The sequence below is a fragment of the Paraglaciecola arctica BSs20135 genome (assembly GCF_000314995.1).
GTDB classification, from domain to species: domain Bacteria; phylum Pseudomonadota; class Gammaproteobacteria; order Enterobacterales; family Alteromonadaceae; genus Paraglaciecola; species Paraglaciecola arctica.
Genome location: NZ_BAEO01000005.1, coordinates 19,794 through 41,032 on the forward strand (window position 1 = coordinate 19,794; position 21,239 = coordinate 41,032).

Below are 21,239 nucleotides of genomic sequence, written 5' to 3' on the forward strand. Positions count from 1 at the left end.
ACAGATCCACTACCAAAATTTATTAGATCATTCCCTTTCTTTATCAAGCCACCCATAATAAAATTTTGAGTTTAGCCGAAGTATTAAATATCGATTTTCTGCGTTCAAATGTTTGGATTGATTGGGGTATGAGACTAAAGGGAAAGTTTCAGCTTGTTTGGTGAGAACAATTGGCTTTTATCGGTATTTTAGGTACAGCGGTGCTTTATTGGCTATAAGTTGACTGCTTTATTAAGGTTATGCGCAGCGAAGTAATGTTTTTGCTTTACCCATTCCTCGAATGCGTTGATGACCTGTATGCGCTTTAAATTGGTTCATCATCATTTCTGCACCAGCTGCATAGCAAAAATGCTTTTCAAACTCTGTGGTGAGGGTGAGCCATTGGTCGTCTGATAGGCCTAACCTTTGTAAGATGGGTTGTTGTTGATGGTCTATATGCCCTGCTTTGTCATTTCTGATTATTCTGCCTGTTATATCCACTAACTCACAATAGTCTTTGAGTGAGAAAGGGATGCCTTTTGGCATATCTTGTCTGGGGTTACCGACAAAAGACATCAGTGAAGGTGTTGTGTTGAGGTCTGTTATCGATTCTAAGCGTTTTTTAATACTGGTATGCTTTGAGGCTTCTGGGGTATCCGCTATCTTGGTTCGAATAGGGTTAAGGTCAACATAGGCCATACAGGACAGTAATGCGGCGTCATCTAATAAAGCCTGTGATTTAAAACGTCCTTCCCAGAACCTGCCTGTGCAGTCATCCTCTTTATTGGCTTCTCGGGCAATATGTTCATTCAGGTTACCCATCAGCCAGCTAATGTCATGTAAGCGCTTGCGATACTCGATTATGGTGTCATCTAAGGTGAGTTGTTGACTTTGGCTTAACGTGTCACCCCTTACAAATATTTGAGTGAGTAATGTGCCTTTATGTAGACGGTGCCAGCGCTCAACCACCTCATTATCTGTCCAAGCCATCACTTGTTGTACATCCACATGTAACACCACATGCACATGGTTACTCATCACAGCATAAGCACATATATCAATTGAAAATATTGAAGATAAAAACAACAACCGCTCTTCAACCCATCCACGGCGATGTTCATAACTTTGACCTGAATAACTATCCACACCGCACAAAAAAGAACGCCGTACACAACGGGAAACACAATGATAAAATGGGGTATCCGATAAACAAATTTGACTACTACGTGGCTGGGGCATGACATCAATCCTTTGATTTATTTCCTAATCAAAGCCTAGCTTGTCTTCAAATTTAGTCAAATTTTTATGGGTGGCTTGATAAATCGTCGTCAAATTGTTATGGGTGGCTTGATAAATCTGATGGGTGGCTTGATAAATCTGTCAATTAGCGAATAAAAGCCGGGACACTCTATAGGGTACACAAACTGTAATGTTTGCTAAAAAGCGATCCGACTTTTATCGCACGGTTGACAACGGCTGACCCGCTGGTCATTTTCATCTGTCACTCGTCTAGTTATTTAGCTACCTGTAAATTTGGGCGCTCGGCGCTCAGCAAATGCCTTTATCCCCTCTTGTAAATCATTCGACTGTAAGCTCGTCATCATAGTGAACATACCGTTCAACATTAAGCTTTGTTCGTCGGTCATGTCCTCAGACTTACGCAGAATAAACTTGGTACCGCGCACTGCCATAGGTGAGTTAGCGGCGATTTCATTGGCGAGGGCCATACCAGCAGCCATAGTAGCTTCGGCTGATTCATAAACATCATTGACCAACCCAATTTTCTCCGCGCGGTCGGCTTTAATATCTTTACCCGTATAGGCTAACTCGGCAACATGACCCGCATTCAGTATCTTAGGTAGGCGTTGTAAGGTACCCACATCAGCTACCAGACCCAGTCGTGTTTCACGTACGCTAAATACAGAGCATGCACTGGCTATTCTGATATCACAGGCAGTAATCAGATCGACACCAGCCCCAAGACAAAAGCCCTGCACTACGGCTACAACGGGCACAGCACAGTCGGCTATAGCCGTTATGGCAGCCTGAAATTTTTGAGTATTGGCTAACTGTTGAATATTGGCTTCAGCTTTGGAGCGGGCCTTAGCCTTTTTATGTGCGCTTAGGCCGTCTTCAACCAGGTCGATACCAGCGCAGAAGTGTTTGCCGCGCCCTGCGAGAATTATCGCACCTATTTCGCCGTCTTCACACAGGGCGTCAAGGGCATGGGGAATGCTTGACCATAACTCTGTAGACAGTGCATTGAATTTAGCTTCTCGGTCTAACCAAACTATGCCGACCTGCCCCTGTTTTTCGATACTTAATACATTGGATGAAAAACTCATTTTAACTCCTTTATTCTTTCATTTACTTAAATTTATATTGAGCGGATACATATAGAATATGATTGTGCATAACGCTTTTAAGCATCGTTAATTTCACGTATCCCAGTACTCATTCACACGACTTGTTTATTTACCGATACCCATAATATGACGCATAAGTTTATTCATACCGCCAATCCAACGATCGTAATTACTGGTTTTATTGCGCATATATTCCAGCACTATAGGGTGAGGCAAAATCAAAAAGCTTTCCTTGCGAAGTTCTTCAACAACACATTCAGCAAGTTCTTCCGGTTCGATCATGCCATTACTCGCAGCAGCTGCAATGGCATCATTTTCAACAGCGGTCATCGGAGTTTTTACGGCCTGTGGGCAGAGCATCGACACCTTGATCCCTTCGTGTTTGTGGTGAATAGCTAACCACTCACCAAAACCAACAGCAGCATGTTTAGTAACACCATAAGCCGCACCACCAATCTGGTTAAGCAAACCAGCAGCAGATGCAGTATTTAATAAATAACCACCTCCCCTTGCGGCCATACGAGGCACTAAGTGTCGCGCAGCATAGACATGAGACATAACATTGATATCCCAAGATGCCTGCCATTCAGAATTAGAGGAATCGATGTTTTCTCCTAAAGCCACACCGGCATTGGAGCAAAATAAATCAATGGCGCCTATATTGGCTTCCGTTTCTTCAATCACCCGGGAGATATCATCTTCTTTAGCCACGTCCGCCATCATCGCAACACCATTCACCATATTGGCAGTGTCTTGAGCGTTGCTTAGATTGATATCCACAGCAATAATTTTCTTAGCACCTTGTGCATGAAAGCGAACAGCTAATGCTCGACCAATACCACTTCCAGCACCAGTGATGACAATAATCTTATCCTGTAATTCCAAAAGGTCTCTCCCCTATCATTATTTTAATTTTTTCATCTCGGACTTCTATTGAGTACCCAGTTTAAATCACTCTATCAAATGTTATTTGCAGAATAATATTGGGGAATCCAAACGTTTAGTTTTCAAAATATTAACTTATTTACAGCTGGATACCAGTGGGTGTCCTGCCCCCTCTAAACCAAATTTAAATAGATAAAAACGATGTCGTAACTAATCAAAGGTTGTTGACGCAGCAAACCATTAAAACACTTATTTCAATTTAATCAGATAGTTAGAATGAATTAATATTATTTACAATAGATGACTTGTTAATTGTTTTTCCAAAAAACCTAACCCAACAAATTAATTGATCATCACTCTAAAAAATATTCTCCACTGTGATTTCTTTCGTAAATTAATTCGATACTTTTAGGAGAGAACTCAATGTTTGAAGCATCTATTTTCTATGAAAGAAAAAATCTGTGTTATTACCGGAAAATATCTTGGTTTAGGTGCCTTTACAGCCTAAGGCTTTCTTGAAGTAGAAGCGAAAAGTGGATAATAATGGGTCGTAAAGCAGCAACTTGAAGCTTATTGAGACACCCATTGTAATAATAGGTAAAAAGCACTCTCCAACGTCAAAGTGAAATCCAATTAAATACTGTTAATAAACAAAGTATTCGTTTAGCGGTTTAAGTAAAGACTCTTGTCGTCTTGGGTTTCTTGATGGTGGGGATCTCTATAATTCAGGCACCTTGTTTGTGGACGATTTTGTAAAGTTTCCCGACACCGAGGACAGTTGTGTATTGGTTGCTGCGGGACCTCAGGTTTAAGTAGCACTTAGGGAAGCAGAGCACTTTTCTTACCCTAAACACTACTGTGTATTTATTCCCTTACCGCATAGATACGATTTTATCTATCAAAGCCTTATCATCAGGTAATAAGCCCGAAGCAGGCAGTCGTGGTACCAATTTTCTCCACGGTGGATGCATGGCAAAGGCTTTCTTAAATAGTGGCAGGCTTTCATCCACCCTACCTCTCGCCGCCAGTGTTGCCGCGTGCCAAAATACAGCTTCATGGTTTTCCGGCATCATGACTTCGGCGTCGGCATAAGCAGCCAGGGCTTTATCAACCTCTCCCGCTGTCATAAAGTCATCGCCTTGAGTCATCTTAGTATATCCACGAGACACCTTTAACAGACGACTCAATTCTTTAATGGGGTCGACACTGTCTTCAACGCGCAGGTCAACTAACCGCCCCTTCCACACTGGAGTGCCTTTTTCGCCCTCAACCACCAGCATGGCCGCTGACTGTTTACCACGAATGTCTCCCCCGGCATTCTGAGCCGCCTCCAGTGCCGCCATCATGCGCCCGGCTAAATCCTCTTTACTGGCAGAAAAGGCATCGGCCATTGCCTCACACACAGTGGCATTTTCCATTAGATTGGCCTGTACCGTAAAATTCTCTCCCAGCATATTGCAATGAGCAATAATGGCTTTGTCGCCTGTGTGTACGGCAGTGACACCATCTGCATCTATCATACCCACCTGACGGACATCCTGATGCTCATCTTTATCCAACAAAGACTGCAAAGTGTCACGAGCATTTTTCCCTGCTGCCATTGCGGCCAAACCTAAGGGCCCATAACTCACTTCGATAAAACTTTGCGTAGCAACAGCACCAACGCCTGGCTGTGCCCAAATAACATCCTTACCTACAGAAAACCAATGGGATTGAACCGCAGCACCCAACTGCCCGCTCACCGGATCCCGCGCCACTATGGAATAAGTATGAGCTGGTCGCAGGGCAATATTATCGCGCTTAAAATCTGCGGCAAAGGCAAAGGAGCTAGCGGTTGTTGCTACACCTTGCAGGATCATAGCGAGTATTATTGTTGTTCTCATGTGACGACCTTTGTAATCTAATTAGAATGATAAGTAGTAAGCATACTTATGCTCGGCCCCTGAAGCCAGAGCTGAATACTTAAAAGCAGCATAGTTCTCAACAGAGCCTTTAATGAGACACCCATTGTAATAATAGGCACAAAGCATTCTCCAACGTCAAAGTGAAATCCAATTAAATACTGTCAATAAACAAAGTATTCGTTTAACTGTTTAAATAAACACCTTCCCGTTTTTGGCTTCTTTATGATGCGGATCTCTATAATCAATTTTCTCTATAATCAACTTGTCCGATTAGATATTCGTTCTAACGCATTAAGATTTGTTAACCACTTCTTTAATGAGAGCATAATTGGATAAGTTTGTATGTCAGTTAAAGTAACGCTGCGTATCATTCATTAAGGCCAACACAATGCTTAACACATTTAATCTGCGTTCAAATCAAAAGCACTGGGCAATCCTTTTTGGGTGCCTGCTTATTTCTTTATGCTTTACGGCAAATGCACAAACCAAATTGTCACAACAAAAGCTGGTGGCCTTTGATGGTGCCGCTGAGGATTTTTTTGGTTTTAGCTTGGCTATCTCCAACGACATAGCATTAGTGGGTGCATATAAATCTGATGATGAAATTAATGGTATTGATGCAGGCTCTGCCTATGTTTTCACTCGCACAAAAAACGGTTGGCTACAGCAAGCTGAACTGACCGCAAAAGAAGGTGCCGCCGGTGACACGCTGGGAGGTAACGTAGCGCTGTTTCAAGAAACTGCCGTGCTTGGCGCCAGTCGTCATGATAAAAATGGCGAAGATTCGGGCGCCGCTTATATTTTTAAACGTACAGGTTCAATCTGGAGTGAGCATTCAATACTGCTAGCCAACGACGGGGCAAAAGGCGATGCATTCGGTCAAGCCATTGCGATATCAGACAACACAATCGTTATTGGCGCCCCCCGTGACGATGATAAGGGCAAAGACTCTGGTTCGGTTTACGTATTTACTCGCAAGGGCACAACATGGGCGCAACAAGCAAAACTGACGGCACCAGACGGCGCAGCAGGCGATGTATTTGGTATTAGTGTGGCGCTTGCCAACGATACCATTTTAATTGGAGCTGACTTGCATGATGAAAAAGCGACTAATGCCGGTGCTGTATATGTTTTCACTCGCTCTGGCACAAGCTGGCGTCAACAAGCAAAACTTGTGGCAGCGGATGCAGCAGAAACAGACTTATTTGGGGTGCGAGTCGCATTGTCTGGCGACACCGCTTTAATATCTGCTCGCAGAGATGATGACGAAATAATGGGCGTTGATGCTGGTTCAGCCTATGTATTTGTCCGCACGGGCACAACTTGGCAGCAACAGGCAAAACTGACTGCACCAGATGGTGCATCAGATGACAGGTTTGGTCGCAGCGTAGCAATCTCTGGTGACACCGCTTTGATTAGCGCTATGCATCAAGATGATAAAGGAGCCAACTCAGGCTCAGCCTACATATTTTCACGAACCGCAGGCTTATGGCGCCACCAAGCCAACTTAACCGCTGATGACGGCGCCCCCGGTGATGTATTTGGTTTCAGCGTTGCACTGTCTAACAACACAGCGCTAATCGGCGCAACGGGTAATGATGACCAAGGCAATGAATCAGGGGCAGCTTATGTATTTGAGATTGTGTCTAACTAGAAGAGCACGCTTCGCGCCATCATCCATGATGGTTTTTGTCTCGAATCCCTTCGAACCAGATACTCTTTTTCAACAGCAAAAAAAAACCTGCGGGGTCAGGTTCGCTGAAAAAAAACCTGCGGGGTCAGGTTCGCTGAAAAATAAAAGTCACTTCGGTTTGGATGAGTTAAACGCTTTAGATCTCCTATCACCGCCTTGTGGTAATGGCTTGGCTCTTCTAGATAAGGTATTAGCAACCTGTTCAATAAACGAATCATTACCTAACTCCCATGCCTTATTTGTTGCATCGCGTACTTTCAACGAACCTGACCCCGCAGGTTTAACATCTGCCAAAATTTCATCAAAAAATTGCAGTTCGCCTTCAGTAAAGTCTTCTGGAAGCGGTGACCGTCTTCCTGCTTGGAAGTCTTGAAAGTAAGGTTTGAAAGGTTCATTTAAGCTGGTAGGTGAAAGCATCATTGAGGCAGAACGACTTAATAAGTTCAGGATTTTTCTCTGTTCCTCTAACCCTGACTCTAACTTTTCCTTAGCACTCTCTTCAAGGCTTCGCATAACAGAAGAGTACCCATAATGATTTTCAGCTAGTACATCATAGCTCCAGCCGCATGCAACAAAATCATCGCGAGCATATAGTTCACTTGAATTGGTCATTAACTTATTTAATCCTTCTGCTTAAAAGATGAACCACTGCAAAATCGCATAACGCTTACAATAACGGGAAAAACTGAGCGACAGCGAGGATTTTTCCCAGTGAGCGAAGCGAACGTTGTTTATTGTTTTGTTAGATACACGTTGTTCAATTAGTTGATATTTCATAACGACGACTCTCTGACTTGCGACCTTCTGGACAAATATAATCGATAAAAACGACTAATATATTTTGTGAATGGTGAGAAACAAACCCAAAACTATTGGGATCTTTAACACTATCAACTTTAACAACGATACCTGAAATTTCATCACCATTTTCATTTAACACAAAGTTACCAGAGGCAATCGGTTTACAGCCATTGTTTATCTCCGATGGTCCTTGTAACTCGATCATTTTGGCATGTTTTTCATTTGATACTGTATAAGTAAAACCAAGTTCGCTTGAATTTTCTTTATTAAGTAGAAATGACTCTAGGGGAGGAGAAGCGATGATCTGGAATGGTAAACCTAGCATAATTAAAACTACGAATTTCATGATTACATCCAAGTGCATCTAACGCTTACAATTTGGGGCAAATTCGAGCGCAGCGAGTATTTGTCCCAGCCAGCTTGCTGGCGACAACATTGTTTTGTTATACACCTACACTCCACCCCAAAATATAAACTTTGTTGGTTTTGAATCAGACATTGAAACACTGTAGCTGCAACCAGCGCCATCTTCGTACTCTTTTTTACAGAAATATAGTAATGACCATTTGCTATTTTTATAGTCAAAAGTTAGCGAATATAAAATGTACTTTTCAATTTGAATTTTAGGGTGTTCTTTTTGGATATAATTCTCAGCGAGTATTTCTACCTCTTCTGCTGATAGATATGGAATAGAAGTTAATTTTGGAGTTAACGAACACCCAGTGACTCCTAACGCAAATATAAGACCCAACAAAAATATTTTATTCATAGTGGTGTATAACGAGGCTGTAGAATTTATCATTCTCAGCCAGTAATTTGTTAATACTAAGACAATAATTGAGCATGCCAGCTATTTCAATGACTTATCGATTTATCTGGGATATTGATTTGAGCTACTGTTCGAAAGTAATTACATGGACACACATCGTAAGAAAACAAAAAATCGGCTTTATCGAAACTCGCTTTGGTGCCTCCGACACCACTCTTGCCCTACCCTCGCATTTATGTTCGCCAATTATTTCTGAGATTTAGTAGGTCAATTTACATGGATGTAAATTGAGTCGTAGAGTGCCGGGAGCACATTACGACGACCTGCTAAATCTCAGAAATAATTGGATGAAGAACATAGTTTGGCGAGCGGCCTTTTTTGCCTACTTTTTTTGGCTGTAGCAAAAAAGTAGGTCGCACAGAAGGGATTCTGTGAGAAACCTGCCACGGAAGGCAGTAAGCGTAAGCGCATGCTTTATCTTTATAAAATACTAAGCGCACGCTTCGCGCCATTATCCCTGATGGTTTTGTCTCGAATCCCTTCAATCCAGTTACTTCTTTTCAACAGCCAAAAGAAGTAACCAAGAAATGCCGCTCGCTGCTAAAGTATTTAACCGCAAAAAATGGCTTATTCTTGGGTCGTTACGAATGTATCCCTTCAAGCTTCACTCAAATGACTTCCTTGTCATTTGCCCCAAGAATAAGCCATTTTTAGCTGAAACTTTAAAGGCGGAAAAAGCAGTGGCGGAGCCACCAAAGCAGTTATCGGCGATGCCAATACTTTTGCCCTACTCTCGACTCAGAACTCACCAACTATTAGTCCTCGGCGTTAATCCAAAACTCATGTTTACCCATAACCCTAGTAAACATCCCACTCTGCAAATAAAAATTCAACCACTCCCTCACCCGCGGATAAGGCGCTTGCAAATACCAATGCCGCTCAACCTTAGCAAACTGCCGAATAAACGGCATCAAGGCAATATCTGCCAAGCTTTCCTGATCTGACATTAGAAAAGCACTGTCGCTTAAGCGATTTTCCAACTTTTGAATAAACACCTCACAGGCCTGCCTACATTCGGTTACGTTATCTTCACGGTAGCGTGAAGCCGCCTTATAAGCGTTTAAACAAGTTTTAAATTCATCATCAAATAATCTGATCAAATCCAACATCTTAGGTAACGCGTTTTGATCAAACCCGTGCAACAAATCATCAGGGTCGTTTTTAGTCAGCGCCCACAACATCACGTCTAGACTTTCGTCAATCACCGTTGGGGGTTGTAGTGCGTTATCCAAAACTAAAATAGGTACGGTGCCTTTAGCCGAAGCCGCGAGCATGTCAGCCGGTTTTTGCTTGAGATTCACTTCTCTTAAATCAATCTGCAGCTGGGCTTTATATATGCCTATCCTCGCTCGCATGGCATAGGGGCAATTTCTTAATGAATAGAGTATGGGTAGTGGCATAAGGGCTGGCATATTTTGTATTATTCGCTATTTCTCTGGCTTATTTGGGCACTTTGTAATGAATACGTAGAATAATCTACTCTAGCGATATTCATTCGCTAAATATACGGGTAAAATCCGCGCTTTAAAATTAACAGGCCAAAACTTACCTACATGAAGCATAAAATTGAACTATTAGCCCCAGGCGGTGATGTTGATGCCATTAAAGCGGCGATTATTGCTGGTGCTGATGCGGTGTATTGCGGTTTAGATACCTTTAATGCTCGTAATCGTGCGTCTAATATTTCCTTTGATGAACTTGTAGGGGTGATCAGGCTTGCTCACCAATATGAATGCCAGATTTTTCTGACTCTGAATATTGTGATTTTAGAACGAGAATTCACCACCCTAGCTAAGTTACTAAGCAAGTTGGTCAATACCACCCTTGATGGTGTGATTGTGCAAGATATTGGTATGTTTAATCTGATTAAGCATCATTTTCCCACTTTAGATATTCATGCATCCACCCAGATGACTACCCACAATGCGGGGCAAATTGGCTTTCTTAAAAAGCTAGGGGCTTCACGGGTTAATTTCTCTAGAGAGTTAAACTTGCGAGAAATTACCGCCCTTAATGCGGTGTGTGTTGAACATGATGTGTTGTCAGAAGTGTTTGTACATGGTTCGCTCTGTGTAGCGTTTTCTGGTTTATGTTATTCAACTTCTGCTAGCGTAGGTAATTCAGGCAACCGCGGCCGTTGTAGTCAGGCGTGTAGAGAAGAATACGAAACCACAGAATCTGGGCATAATTTCCCGCTGAATATTAAAGATAACTCAGCCTTTTTTGACCTACCGGCTTTGATAGAAGCTGGTGTGCATTCATTCAAAATTGAAGGCCGCATCAAAGGTGCAAGTTATGTACATACTGTGGTGGATAGTTTTCGTAAACAGATAGATGGTTTTATGAAAACAGGTCAACTTTTGGAAGATGGTGAACGCTTGTATAAGGTGTTTAATCGGGACTTTTCGAACGCCTTTTTACGTGGTGATCTAAACCAGTCTATGTTTATCGATAATCCACGTGACAACACAAAAAACCATGCCTTAGCTAAAATCGGGGACAGCAAAACCAGTGCAGCTAAAGACAGCAATTTGATTTCAGTGGTGCAAATACAAGAAGTAGAACAGTCTCTGTATCAAGAAAAAAATGAAATTAACGATCTGGTTAGAGACAAAATTCAATATTTAAGCATTGATAAATTACCTTTAACTCTTAGTTTTGCAGGTGAAGCAGGCAGTCCGTTAACTCTAACAGTGAGCACAAACACGGCCTCTGAAGAGCAGACTTCAACAGTTAATATGCCAATAGAAGCAACCAAACATTTTGAGCTTCAATCAACCAGTTTGTTAACTCAAAGCGAACACAATGCTATAGATCAAGCCACTTTAGAGAAACGTTTCAGAACCTTAGCCACGGCTGAATATGTACTTAAAGAAATGGATATGACTCACTTATCTGCTGGCTTAAGTATCCCATTTAAAGAGCTGACATTATTAAAAAATGAAGCTGCACGTTTACTGAATGATTCAAAGCCGTTAATACCTGCAGTTGAATTACCGCCATTAGCACGGCATGCCAAAGATAGTCAAAATACTCAGGCGGAGCTGTCGATATTGATCAGTGACGAGTCGGATGCTTATTTAACCGATACCACCAGCGCTGACATTTATTTTAAATTACCTGACGCTTATAAACGTGATTGCACTAAATACATTACCTTTCTAAGCGCTAATCCTCGCTTAATCCCTTGGTTTCCAGCGGTATTAATAGGTAAAGACTATGACGTGGCGATTAATATTTTAGAGCAAGTTATGCCGCCACTAATTGTCACTAACAATACCGGCATCGCTTACCGGGCAAATCAATTAGGCATTAAATGGATTGCGGGCCCATTTTTAAACACCACTAATTCTTATGCGTTAATGGCGATGCAGGAAGAGTTTGATTGCAGCGGTGCGTTTATCTCTAATGAACTGAATAAACAACAAATGCAAAACATTGCCCGCCCTGCTAACTTTAAATTGTTCTACAGTATTTATCATCCGATTTTGTTAATGACCAGCCGCCAATGTTTCTTCCAACAAAGTGTGGGCTGTGAAAAACCGCGGATCGATAATGGTTGTATGTTGTCTTGTGATAAATCAACAAGCATTACCAATCTTAAAGGTGTGTCCTTTGCGATTGATAAACAAAAAGCGGGTTACCCTAGTATCTACAACAATGACCAGTTTCTGAATATGCAGGTTATTAATGATCTGTCTGATTTATTTGATGGTTTCATGATTGATTTAACCAATATTGGTGCCGGAAATAAGGCCTCGCCTGACAAAGTAGAATTAATTAGCCAATTCGAACAGTTATTAGCCGGTGAACAACAGGTAGAACAGCGTTTAAATAGCATGGTAACTGATTCAACAGTCAGTCAGTATCATACTGGTTTGTAACGTTCAGGCGATTATCAAAATATATCCACAAGCATTCACGTACTTGTGTGTTCTATAAAAGTTTATAAGGCTGCTTGTTTACGCAGCCTTAAAACCATCCTTTTCCGTTCACAGCGATCCCGTAGAAGAAAACACGTAAAGCTAACACACATAAACTAAATTCCCGTGCTACTCGTACTTAAATTCGTTAACATTTATCATTAATCTAGAGCTAGCTCTTAGCTCGTAATTTTGAGTTATAAAAAGTTTTATGGATCTTATTATTTTTGACTTAGATGGCACTCTATTAAATGACGCATCTGAAATATCCACTTTTACAAAAGACACACTCGCTCTGCTAAGCGAAAAAAACATTGCCTATACTTTGGCAACAGGCCGCACTATGCTTTCAGCCCAACGAATTGTAGACGGTCATGATTTTGTATTACCGCAAATTTTCAATAATGGTGTGGCAGTATGGGATCCTAACACCCAACAACTGACTCTCGAAAACCTTCTTAACAACGCTGAAATTTCAACTATTTTTGATGTTGCCCTTACACAAGGAATTACGCCTTTTGTTAATGTCATCGATAATAATCATCACTATATTTTTCATGCAGAAACACGTCACGATGTAGAAAATGAACTCATCAATAATTACTTTTCTAACACCAAAGCTAAACTATTGCCGGTCGGATCCTTACCCATTAATAGTCAGGTAACTAATATTAGTATGATTGGCACTGCTGAACCTATCCATCAGATGTGGCGAGAATTTAATTCCCATAAAAACTTAGTTGCCTATTCTGGGGCAGCTTTAGAGGGTAATAACTTTTGGTGGTTAGATGTTCATCATAGATACGCTAATAAGGGCGCTGCAGTTACCAATTTGAAAAAGCAATTGGGTGCTAGCAAGATTATTTGTTTTGGAGATGGTGACAACGATTTAAGTATGTTTGCCCTTGCAGATGAAAGTTATGCCCCACAGAATGCAAAAGTTGAAGTTCAGAACTCTGCGAGCGCCGTAATTGGGCATAATCACAAAGATGGTATTGCGCACTTTTTGAGAGAACGTTTCTCGCTCTAGTGATTAAAGCCATGGAAGTTTGTCATTTATATGTTTATTAAAATCAATCAGTAAGGTCACTATATTGGATGAAGGCATTGGGCAATAAATATGCTATTAATAGTGTCTTGCCGCAAAACATTGTCATAAAAGGAAATTGCTGAAGTGAGTATAAAAACCAATAAAGTAGATGTGCTAATTATCGGAGCTGGCATATCTGGTATAGGCGCGGCATACCATCTTCAGAAACATTGCCCCAATAAATCATACGCAATTATCGAAGCTCGAGCCGCATTAGGCGGTACTTGGGATCTATTTCGATATCCGGGGATCCGTTCTGATTCCGACATGTCTACATTCGGCTTTAACTTCAAACCTTGGCGTTCCCCAAAAGCTATTTCACCAGGCGCCGATATCAAGTCTTATATCGCTGAAGCCGCCACTGAAAATGGTATAAACGAACACATAGTATTTGAACATAAAGTCATCTCAGCCAACTGGGATAGCACTCATGCAAAATGGCATACTCAAGTACAAAACCTGCAAACAGGAGAATGCTGCCAGTATATTAGCCGTTTCTTTTTTTCTGGTGCCGGTTATTACAACTACGATGAGGGATACACTCCTGATTTTAAAGGTGTTGAAAGCTTTGAAGGTGATATTATTCACCCACAACACTGGCCGCAAGATATTGATTACACAAATAAAAATGTGATTGTAATAGGTAGCGGTGCGACTGCTATTACCCTTGTTCCGGCTTTAGCTGCTACAGCTAAACATGTGACTATGTTACAGCGCTCTCCTACCTACATTGCTTCGCTACCTGAACAAGATGTTTTTGCTAATGCTATGCGCCGCTATCTACCGGCCAAACTAGCCTACAGTCTAAGTCGCTGGAGAAAAATACTTCAGGGCATGTTTATGTATAGCATGTCTAGACGACGTCCCGAGTCAGTCAAAAAAGTGATACGGAAAGGCATAATTGATGAGCTAGGAGAAGATTACCCAGTTGATAAACACTTTAAACCTAAATATCAACCTTGGGATCAACGGGCATGTCTAGTGCCTGACGGTGATTTATTTACTGCCATAAAAAATGGTTCGGCCAGTGTGGTCACTGAAGTTATAGATACATTTACCGCTACTGGTATTAAGTTGCAATCAGGCGAAGAGCTTCACGCCGATATTATTGTGACGGCTACAGGCCTCAAATTAGATTTACTCGGTTCTTATGAGCTAAGCATTGACCACAAACCATTTAGAGTTGCCGACAGTTATTGTTATAAAGGCATGATGTTAAGTGGCTTACCTAACTTCGCTTTCTCAATGGGTTATACTAATGCCTCTTGGACTCTTAAATCAGATTTAGTGGGTCAATATGTATGCCGCTTAATTAATCATATGGACAAACATCAACATCAATACTGTCAGCCGGTATTGCCGCTTAAGGGCATTGAAGCTGTGCCTTTTATTGATTTTAATTCTGGGTACATTCTTCGGGCATTAGATAAAATCCCTAAACAGGGCCGCGAAAAGCCCTGGAGGCTTAACCAAAACTATATACTTGATCGGATTAGTTTGAGCTATTCTTCTGTGGTTGATAACTGTATTATTTTTTCTTCTATTAATCCTACTAACCCTAGTTCAAGTTAAATAACACAACAATTGTGATCCAATTACATAGTTAAACTTTATTAATAACCAATTGTTGGATATAGAATAACTTCAGATAAGTTGTGTGTATTAATAAAGACTATTGGTTTAATTGTGTTTAGTCGCTAGGATCTACACTAAATGGCATCTTGGCCATATAAAAATCAACTATGAAAATACCCCTATCAAAGCAAACATTGAGGCTTATGTGCCTAAAGTAACGAGTAAATATGAATTACGGAGTTCTCGCTACCGGATCTGTGAACAGACATCTGTACCTATGACGTATTCTCAATACCTATGAGCCACCCTCAATCTAATGCCTTAGCCAAACGCACACTTTTATTAGCGGCAGGTGCTATGGGATTTGCGCAAACAGTATTGTTCGCCATATTAGCCCCGCTCGGAAGAGAAGTGGGCCTAGTTGAGGTGCAAATTGGTGCCATTATATCTTCTTCATCCTTAACGCTGTTTCTGGTTAGTCCATTGTGGGGGCGAGCCAGTGATTTCTGGGGCAGAAGAAAGATCCTGTTAATTGGTCTATTTGGTTATTCTGTTGGCACTGTGTTGTTTGCTAGTGTGTTTCAAGCGGCTCTCTTAGGGTATCTAATTCCGATAACCGCTCTGATACTGTTAATTGTTACTCGTGTTGCCAACGCAATAGTAATGGCAGCCGTAGCGCCATCAGCAAACGCCTACATGGCTGATATAACCACTGTAGCGGATCGAATTAAAGGAATGGGCGCCATTGGTGCTGCGGGAAATATTGGCTCTATTATGGGGCCTGCCATTGGTGGATTACTCGCCAGTATTAGCTTACTTACACCACTGTATTTCTCAGTATTTTTAACATTAGCAGCGGCTGTATTAACACTCTATGCCTTGCCAGAATTACCTAAACCTAAGGTCATAAAAAAGCCAGCAAAACTTAAGTACACAGATCCAAGAATTTTTCCTCTGGTGATCGCTGGGGTATTTTTGTTTATGGGTTTTGCCATTGTGCAACAAACTATCGCGTTTCGCTTTCAAGATGTATTGGGCCTTGATGGCACCCAAACCGCCAAAATTGTTGGAATTAGCCTGATGTTTTCCGCTGCCGCCGCCCTATTTGTGCAATTGTTGGTTATACCCAGATTACATGTAAGGCCATTTGTATTACTTAGAATATCCATGCCTATTATGATGATAGCCTTTGCCATAATGGCCTTAAGCCAAACTGAAACTATGTATATAATATCAATGTGTATTCTAGGGCTAGGAATGGGACTTGCGGGGCCGGGATTTATGGCTGGTGTTTCTGTTGCTGTTTCATCAGATGAGCAAGGCGCGGTTGCTGGGGTAGCCGGTGCATGTGGGCCATTAGGCTTTACAGTTGGTCCCTTATTAGGTACTTATCTCTATTCAATAGACGGAGCCCTACCCTATTGGTTTGCCTTTGTTAGTTACTTTCTATTATTTTTCTTTACACTAAAATTTAGTGACAAAAAATAATTTTATGTCACTTCTTATTTAATGAGATTGGTATAACTGTTCTGAGATCAGTATTAAAAATCTATCAGATAATATCCATTGTTATAGATGTAACTTAATTGACTGCTGGTCTGCTTGGGGCATTTTACTCACTACCAACATATAAGAGTTATCCATCATCCGCTGAATTTCCCCTTGAGGCACTGACCCATCAAGTTTTACGGTATTCCAGTGTACTTTGCTCATATGGTAACCGGGGATAATGGATGGGAAGATATCGCGAAGCATTATCGCTTCTTGAGGATCACATTTAAGGTTCATCCAGCAAATATCATCACTTTCATTCTCACCTTTGCCCATTTTACCCACGGATAAAGTCGCGAACATTTTATGTTTAACTTTAAATACAGACACGTCTTTTCCAAAAGGAAAGGTTTCCACTGTAAAAGGTTTACTTAATAGGTATTCTCTAGCTTGTTGCCGATCCATCTACTTTCCTTAATATACATTCATATTATCAGTATAAGCATTTAAACAACTTTCTATAAGCTATTTTGGAGCCGATTACCATTTCATGCACTAGTTGGCTTTTTTAACAGTTTGCGCTGTAAGGTTCTGCGATGCATACCAAGCTGTCTAGCGGTAACCGATATATTCCCGAGATTTGATTTTAACACTTGTTGAATATGTTCCCATTCAAGTCGAGACGGAGACATAATATTTGTTTCATTATTTTTATTTTCTGGATTTTCTTTATTATCACCATCTAACATTGTCAATAAGGTTTTAGTATCAACAGGCTTAGATAAATAGTCATCGGCACCTGCTTTAATTGCTTCTACAGCCGTGGCAATACTGGCGTAGCCTGTCAGTAAAATAATTCTAGATTTGGGTAATTTCGCCCTTAATTGAGGTAAAATAATCAAGCTATTTTGGTTGCCTACTTTAAGGTCCAAAATGAGATGTGTTGGACTATGCTGTTCTGCTAAGGCTAGACCCTGCTCATTGCTAATTCCATGGATACACTTATAACCATAATGTGACAAACGCCTCAGTAATATATCTGCGAAGCTCTGCTCATCTTCAATCAATAATAAAGATTTCACGATAGCTCCACCAAGTTCATGACAACTTCAACGACTGCCCCTTCTTCAGAATGATTATATAAGCGAAATTGTGCGCCCAATCGTTCTAACGTTGCGTGGCTAAGTAACACTCCCATACCAAAACCCTGATCGCTTTGTACTATAGTAGAGCCTAATTCAAGTAAAGCTTCCTCGGATAAACCTTTACCGAAGTCACGAATAGTAATAACTAGTTGTTGCTGTTCTATTTTACTCGACATCTCAATCTTGTGGTTATTATTTTGTTTTGAAGCTTGCACCGCATTTTGTACTAAATTTAGTAAGGCTGGAAATAGTGTGGAATCGGTATACACAGCGAAAGCTTCAGAATTATCAAATTGATAACATACCTGAACATCAGCAAAATTTAGCTGTATATCTTGCTGTAAATGAAAAAACAATTGGCTTAATGGGATCTGACGTCTGCTATTTTGTTTTAACTCTTCTGACATGACTCGAAAATCCTGCAAACGTTTACTACATAAACCTATCTGTTCTTTTAATTGAGCTAAAAATAGATTGTTGTGTTGCAACTCAAGTTCTTCTGTCAATAAATTTGCCGTGGCTAATGGCGTAGCCATTTGATGAGCAAATTGAGCTGCGGATGTACCAAGAGCAACCAATTGTTCTTGGCGTAATTGCTCCTCACGCAACTGACTCACTAATCGTTCTTGCTGACGCATAGCCCGAGCAAGTGATGCCACTATTAATACCACTACCAAAGCCGACAAAACAAAAGTTAACCACATACCAACAAAATGCTGTTGCATGTCAATCATATGCATTTGCTGATGATCAAGTGTAAATAACAAAGTCGAGTACGCTGCCAGCGCCATAAAAGTCACAAACAACAACCAAGGTTTCGGCAATGTTACTGCTGCAATAGCCACAGGTAACAGCAACAAAGAAACAAACGGATTAGTCGCTCCGTTAGAAAAATACAACAACAAAGTGAGAAACAATATATCAAGTGAAACTTGCAATAAAAACTCAATAGGATGGGCGTTACGATTGCCTTTATAATAATAAAACAAGGCAATATTAATCGCTAATTCTACTCCAACAATAATTTTAAGAGTGGTATATGGCAGCGAATATTCGAACCAAAGCTCCGCCACTAAAACAACCAATAATTGCAGAGCGATAAAACCATTGCGCAACTTAATTAATTGCAATAGCTGACGGTTAGTTTGCATATGAGACAAAGACATGGGGCGTTTAGATATTTTTAAGCAAAGTTACAAACATTTATAACAGCTTATGCTGCCAAACTAAACCTAGAGACCAACGACTTCCCTGCTGTTCATGGCTATCATCTTGATACCATTCGGTACGAAATTTAAAGTCTTGATAAAAATCCCATGTCCAAGCGACCGCCAATTTTTCAGGTTCAAATCCTTGGTTATGTAAACCGCTAGATTGGATAAATAATTGCGATGTTTGCGTAAAACTATTATCCACCACTAAACGTTCGTACTTAACTTGCAGGCTATGATTGTCTAAAGACAGACCAAATTGCAGCTTATAACCATCTTGTGTTGCCACAAAAACAGCACTTTGTGTTGTGTCGACCAAGTGGGCGTCAATATCGGCGCGGATCCATTCAAATTCACCATTTAGAATAATGGGCTTAAATTTCCATTGCAGATTAGCAAACACCCCCATGGTTAAAGTATCACCGGTAAATTCCAAATCACTAGCACTAAGTTGCTCATCGCCGTGACTATGCCCTCCTTGATAACGTTGATCTGTGCGACTTTCAGCGCGACTGGACATTAACCAAGAGCCTAATTGAGCATTCAAACCGCCCTTCTTATATGGGTAATGAATATATAATGACGCAGCGCCGTCACCAGACGTCGCAGGCCAATTATCTCCATTCCATATTTCAACACCTAAAATTAGACCGTATATATTACTACTGGCTCTGCCACCGATATCTATAAAATGTCGACCAAAAAACACGTCTGCTAATAAAGGAGATTCACTAAAAGCTCCCCCTGAAGCATGAAAATTAGCTGTTGGTGTAACCTTGGTAGACATTTTGCCTAATTCAAATAATAGAGGCTGATCAAGCAACTCAGCACTCACCCCAAACCACAAGTTTTCTAACTCGACTTCGGTTGCTCCATCATGACTATGAGCCCCAACTTTAGCACTGACAAAATAACGTTCTTGTACATTTAAATGACCCAACAATTGAACATCATCTAAACTAGCTCCTTGTTCCACAGGCAAAGCTTCACCGCCCATTAATACGCCGGGTAATTGCCACACTTGATCAGTTGGGTAAGCCTCATCACTTCGAAAAGTAACAGCCGTTTTAACAACTATTGAATCAGGCTGAGCGCTAGATTGCTGATTTTCATGAGCAAAGACTACCGTCGAAAATGCACAACACAACAGGGTAACAATATGATTTTTCATTATTATTCTTCAAATGGATCAGAAAATTTAGGGTTATTGATAAATTTGTAATCGGTAAGAGATTCAAGAAAGGCTATCACTGCGTCGATTTCTTCATCTGTGGCAACAAAGGGTAGTATTAAGCCCGACTTCAAAGGACTTAAATTACCATCTCCAGCATTTGGGCCGTTTTCAATTAAGCGACCTCCTCTAGCATAATGCTCAATCACTTCTCGTAATGTCGCAATACTGCCATCATGCATATAAGGTGCGGTCAACTCTATATTACGTAAGCTTTGCGGGCGAAACATGCCGCGATCTGCCAAGTCTAACGTTAGGTCATACAAACCTTGATCTTCAGCAGGATAACTCCCCTGCCCATCGACGTTGTATAATCCGTTGTTAAAAAATGGATATTGAATAGTACCTTCTGTGGTATTTGAATCACGATAAGACACAGAAAAATTAATGCCAGTATGACAATGAAAACATTCAAATTTCTCACCGTTAAATAAACTAAATCCCCACTTTTGTTGTTCGGTTAAAGCTGTGGTATCACCCAATAAATACTGGTCATATGCGCTATCGGCGCTGATCATAGTGCGCAAAAAGCTAGCTAGAGAAAATATAACCTTATTAATGCTTGCACCTGTCTCACTGTCTGGAAAGGCTGCTGTAAACATTTTCACATAATCAGGATCACTATCAAATCGGGCAAGCACGTCATCGATATGTGGATCAGTCACCCCTAACTCAATTGGATTATCTGCTCTAATGGGTACATTTAGCTGGTCTTCTAACTCTAAAAAGCCATTGTTGCTCCAAGTAAAAGTTGAATGGTAAACCACATTAGACAAGCTTTGACTGTTCCGAGTAAGTTGGTGACCCGTAGAACCAAATGGCGTTTCCACCGCATCACTAAAGGCTAGCGCCTGAAAGTGACAAGAAGAACAAGATTGAGTTTGATTAGCAGATAAGTTTTTGTCATAGAATAAAAACCTACCCAGTGCTATTTTCTCTGCGGTTAAGGGGTTATATTCCGGCACTGCGGGAGCAGAAATATGTGCTGGCAGCTCAAGCAGATCTCTTATGGATTGCTGTTGTGAACTTTCTTCTATTGAAGTAGTTGATGATTGATTACAGCTCATCAAAATACCCAATATAAAACTTACTACAATAAACTTCATATAGTCTCTT

Annotated in this window: 18 protein-coding genes; 5 read left to right on the forward strand and 13 right to left on the reverse strand. The window is 40.9% G+C overall.

The window, feature by feature from the left end; genetic code table 11:
* Window positions 1–237: 237 nt before the first annotated feature.
* From GARC_RS00925 to GARC_RS00940, 4 genes are all read right to left on the reverse strand, one after another.
* Entirely contained in the window at window positions 238–1,218 is a 981-nt protein-coding gene (locus GARC_RS00925; RefSeq protein WP_007615744.1) for a transposase, read from the reverse strand.
* A 278-nt stretch (window positions 1,219–1,496) separates the two neighbouring features.
* The gene (locus GARC_RS00930; RefSeq protein WP_007615746.1) at window positions 1,497–2,324 is read right to left on the reverse strand and encodes an enoyl-CoA hydratase-related protein; all 828 of its coding nucleotides are present in this window, start codon (window positions 2,322–2,324) and stop codon (window positions 1,497–1,499) included.
* 126 nt (window positions 2,325–2,450) lie between these two features.
* The gene (locus GARC_RS00935; protein WP_007615748.1) at window positions 2,451–3,230 is read right to left on the reverse strand and encodes an SDR family oxidoreductase; all 780 of its coding nucleotides are present in this window, start codon (window positions 3,228–3,230) and stop codon (window positions 2,451–2,453) included.
* Between the two features lie 872 nt (window positions 3,231–4,102).
* Window positions 4,103–5,113 (reverse strand): DUF1028 domain-containing protein, encoded by a 1,011-nt coding sequence (locus GARC_RS00940; RefSeq protein WP_007615750.1) that lies wholly within the window; start codon window positions 5,111–5,113, stop codon window positions 4,103–4,105.
* 409 nt (window positions 5,114–5,522) lie between these two features.
* On the opposite strand from GARC_RS00940, the gene GARC_RS00945 reads away from it, so the two are divergent.
* A complete protein-coding gene (locus GARC_RS00945) occupies window positions 5,523–6,788 on the forward strand; it encodes an FG-GAP repeat protein (protein WP_007615753.1) in 1,266 nt (421 codons plus the stop codon).
* 147 nt (window positions 6,789–6,935) lie between these two features.
* On the opposite strand, the gene GARC_RS00950 is transcribed toward GARC_RS00945, so the two are convergent.
* From GARC_RS00950 to GARC_RS00965, 4 genes are all read right to left on the reverse strand, one after another.
* A complete protein-coding gene (locus GARC_RS00950) occupies window positions 6,936–7,439 on the reverse strand; it encodes a DUF7380 domain-containing protein (protein ID WP_007615755.1) in 504 nt (167 codons plus the stop codon).
* 145 nt (window positions 7,440–7,584) lie between these two features.
* Window positions 7,585–7,974, reverse strand: coding sequence for a hypothetical protein (locus tag GARC_RS00955; protein WP_007615757.1), 390 nt, complete (start codon window positions 7,972–7,974; stop codon window positions 7,585–7,587).
* Between the two features lie 105 nt (window positions 7,975–8,079).
* The gene (locus tag GARC_RS00960; protein ID WP_039988333.1) at window positions 8,080–8,430 is read right to left on the reverse strand and encodes a hypothetical protein; all 351 of its coding nucleotides are present in this window, start codon (window positions 8,428–8,430) and stop codon (window positions 8,080–8,082) included.
* A gap of 782 nt (window positions 8,431–9,212) precedes the next feature.
* Window positions 9,213–9,869 (reverse strand): glutathione S-transferase, encoded by a 657-nt coding sequence (locus GARC_RS00965; protein WP_007615763.1) that lies wholly within the window; start codon window positions 9,867–9,869, stop codon window positions 9,213–9,215.
* A gap of 141 nt (window positions 9,870–10,010) precedes the next feature.
* Here GARC_RS00965 and GARC_RS00970 point away from each other — a divergent pair, with 141 nt between their 5' ends.
* From GARC_RS00970 to GARC_RS00985, 4 genes are all read left to right on the forward strand, one after another.
* A complete protein-coding gene (locus GARC_RS00970) occupies window positions 10,011–12,341 on the forward strand; it encodes a peptidase U32 family protein (RefSeq protein ID WP_007615765.1) in 2,331 nt (776 codons plus the stop codon).
* A 250-nt stretch (window positions 12,342–12,591) separates the two neighbouring features.
* On the forward strand, window positions 12,592–13,410 hold the full coding sequence (locus tag GARC_RS00975) for a Cof-type HAD-IIB family hydrolase (RefSeq protein WP_007615766.1): 819 nt from the start codon (window positions 12,592–12,594) through the stop codon (window positions 13,408–13,410).
* Window positions 13,411–13,554: 144 nt separating this feature from the next.
* Complete coding sequence (locus GARC_RS00980) at window positions 13,555–15,042, forward strand: flavin-containing monooxygenase (RefSeq protein WP_007615768.1); 1,488 nt, start codon at window positions 13,555–13,557, stop codon at window positions 15,040–15,042.
* Window positions 15,043–15,342: 300 nt separating this feature from the next.
* The gene (locus tag GARC_RS00985) at window positions 15,343–16,533 is read left to right on the forward strand and encodes an MFS transporter (protein WP_007615770.1); all 1,191 of its coding nucleotides are present in this window, start codon (window positions 15,343–15,345) and stop codon (window positions 16,531–16,533) included.
* Window positions 16,534–16,614: 81 nt separating this feature from the next.
* Here the strand turns inward: GARC_RS00985 and GARC_RS00990 are convergent, their stop codons facing one another.
* The 5 genes from GARC_RS00990 to GARC_RS01010 form a co-directional block, all read right to left on the reverse strand.
* On the reverse strand, window positions 16,615–17,001 hold the full coding sequence (locus tag GARC_RS00990; protein ID WP_007615772.1) for an MmcQ/YjbR family DNA-binding protein: 387 nt from the start codon (window positions 16,999–17,001) through the stop codon (window positions 16,615–16,617).
* An 83-nt stretch (window positions 17,002–17,084) separates the two neighbouring features.
* Window positions 17,085–17,618, reverse strand: a complete 534-nt coding sequence (locus tag GARC_RS00995) for a response regulator transcription factor (protein ID WP_007615774.1) — start codon at window positions 17,616–17,618, stop codon at window positions 17,085–17,087.
* Complete coding sequence (locus GARC_RS01000; protein WP_039988335.1) at window positions 17,615–18,832, reverse strand: sensor histidine kinase; 1,218 nt, start codon at window positions 18,830–18,832, stop codon at window positions 17,615–17,617. The genes GARC_RS00995 and GARC_RS01000 overlap by 4 nt, the downstream gene beginning before the upstream one ends.
* Before the next feature lie 52 nt (window positions 18,833–18,884).
* A complete protein-coding gene (locus GARC_RS01005) occupies window positions 18,885–20,063 on the reverse strand; it encodes a hypothetical protein (RefSeq protein ID WP_007615778.1) in 1,179 nt (392 codons plus the stop codon).
* 2 nt (window positions 20,064–20,065) lie between these two features.
* Window positions 20,066–21,229 (reverse strand): MbnH family di-heme enzyme, encoded by a 1,164-nt coding sequence (locus GARC_RS01010; RefSeq protein WP_007615780.1) that lies wholly within the window; start codon window positions 21,227–21,229, stop codon window positions 20,066–20,068.
* Between the last annotated feature and the right edge of the window lie 10 nt (window positions 21,230–21,239).

Excerpts from the sequence above, each read along its gene's own strand:
- GARC_RS00925 (WP_007615744.1), bottom strand. The coding sequence starts at position 1,218 with ATGCCCCAGCCACGTAGTAGTCAAATTTGTTTATCGGATACCCCATTT.
- GARC_RS00930 (WP_007615746.1), bottom strand. The coding sequence starts at position 2,324 with ATGAGTTTTTCATCCAATGTATTAAGTATCGAAAAACAGGGGCAGGTC.
- GARC_RS00940 (WP_007615750.1), bottom strand. The coding sequence starts at position 5,113 with ATGAGAACAACAATAATACTCGCTATGATCCTGCAAGGTGTAGCAACA.
- GARC_RS00945 (WP_007615753.1), top strand. The coding sequence starts at position 5,523 with ATGCTTAACACATTTAATCTGCGTTCAAATCAAAAGCACTGGGCAATC.
- GARC_RS00950 (WP_007615755.1), bottom strand. The coding sequence starts at position 7,439 with ATGACCAATTCAAGTGAACTATATGCTCGCGATGATTTTGTTGCATGC.
- GARC_RS00955 (WP_007615757.1), bottom strand. The coding sequence starts at position 7,974 with ATGAAATTCGTAGTTTTAATTATGCTAGGTTTACCATTCCAGATCATC.
- GARC_RS00960 (WP_039988333.1), bottom strand. The coding sequence starts at position 8,430 with ATGATAAATTCTACAGCCTCGTTATACACCACTATGAATAAAATATTT.
- GARC_RS00965 (WP_007615763.1), bottom strand. The coding sequence starts at position 9,869 with ATGCCAGCCCTTATGCCACTACCCATACTCTATTCATTAAGAAATTGC.
- GARC_RS00970 (WP_007615765.1), top strand. The coding sequence starts at position 10,011 with ATGAAGCATAAAATTGAACTATTAGCCCCAGGCGGTGATGTTGATGCC.
- GARC_RS00975 (WP_007615766.1), top strand. The coding sequence starts at position 12,592 with ATGGATCTTATTATTTTTGACTTAGATGGCACTCTATTAAATGACGCA.
- GARC_RS00985 (WP_007615770.1), top strand. The coding sequence starts at position 15,343 with ATGAGCCACCCTCAATCTAATGCCTTAGCCAAACGCACACTTTTATTA.
- GARC_RS00990 (WP_007615772.1), bottom strand. The coding sequence starts at position 17,001 with ATGGATCGGCAACAAGCTAGAGAATACCTATTAAGTAAACCTTTTACA.
- GARC_RS01000 (WP_039988335.1), bottom strand. The coding sequence starts at position 18,832 with ATGCAAACTAACCGTCAGCTATTGCAATTAATTAAGTTGCGCAATGGT.
- GARC_RS01005 (WP_007615778.1), bottom strand. The coding sequence starts at position 20,063 with ATGAAAAATCATATTGTTACCCTGTTGTGTTGTGCATTTTCGACGGTA.
- GARC_RS01010 (WP_007615780.1), bottom strand. The coding sequence starts at position 21,229 with ATGAAGTTTATTGTAGTAAGTTTTATATTGGGTATTTTGATGAGCTGT.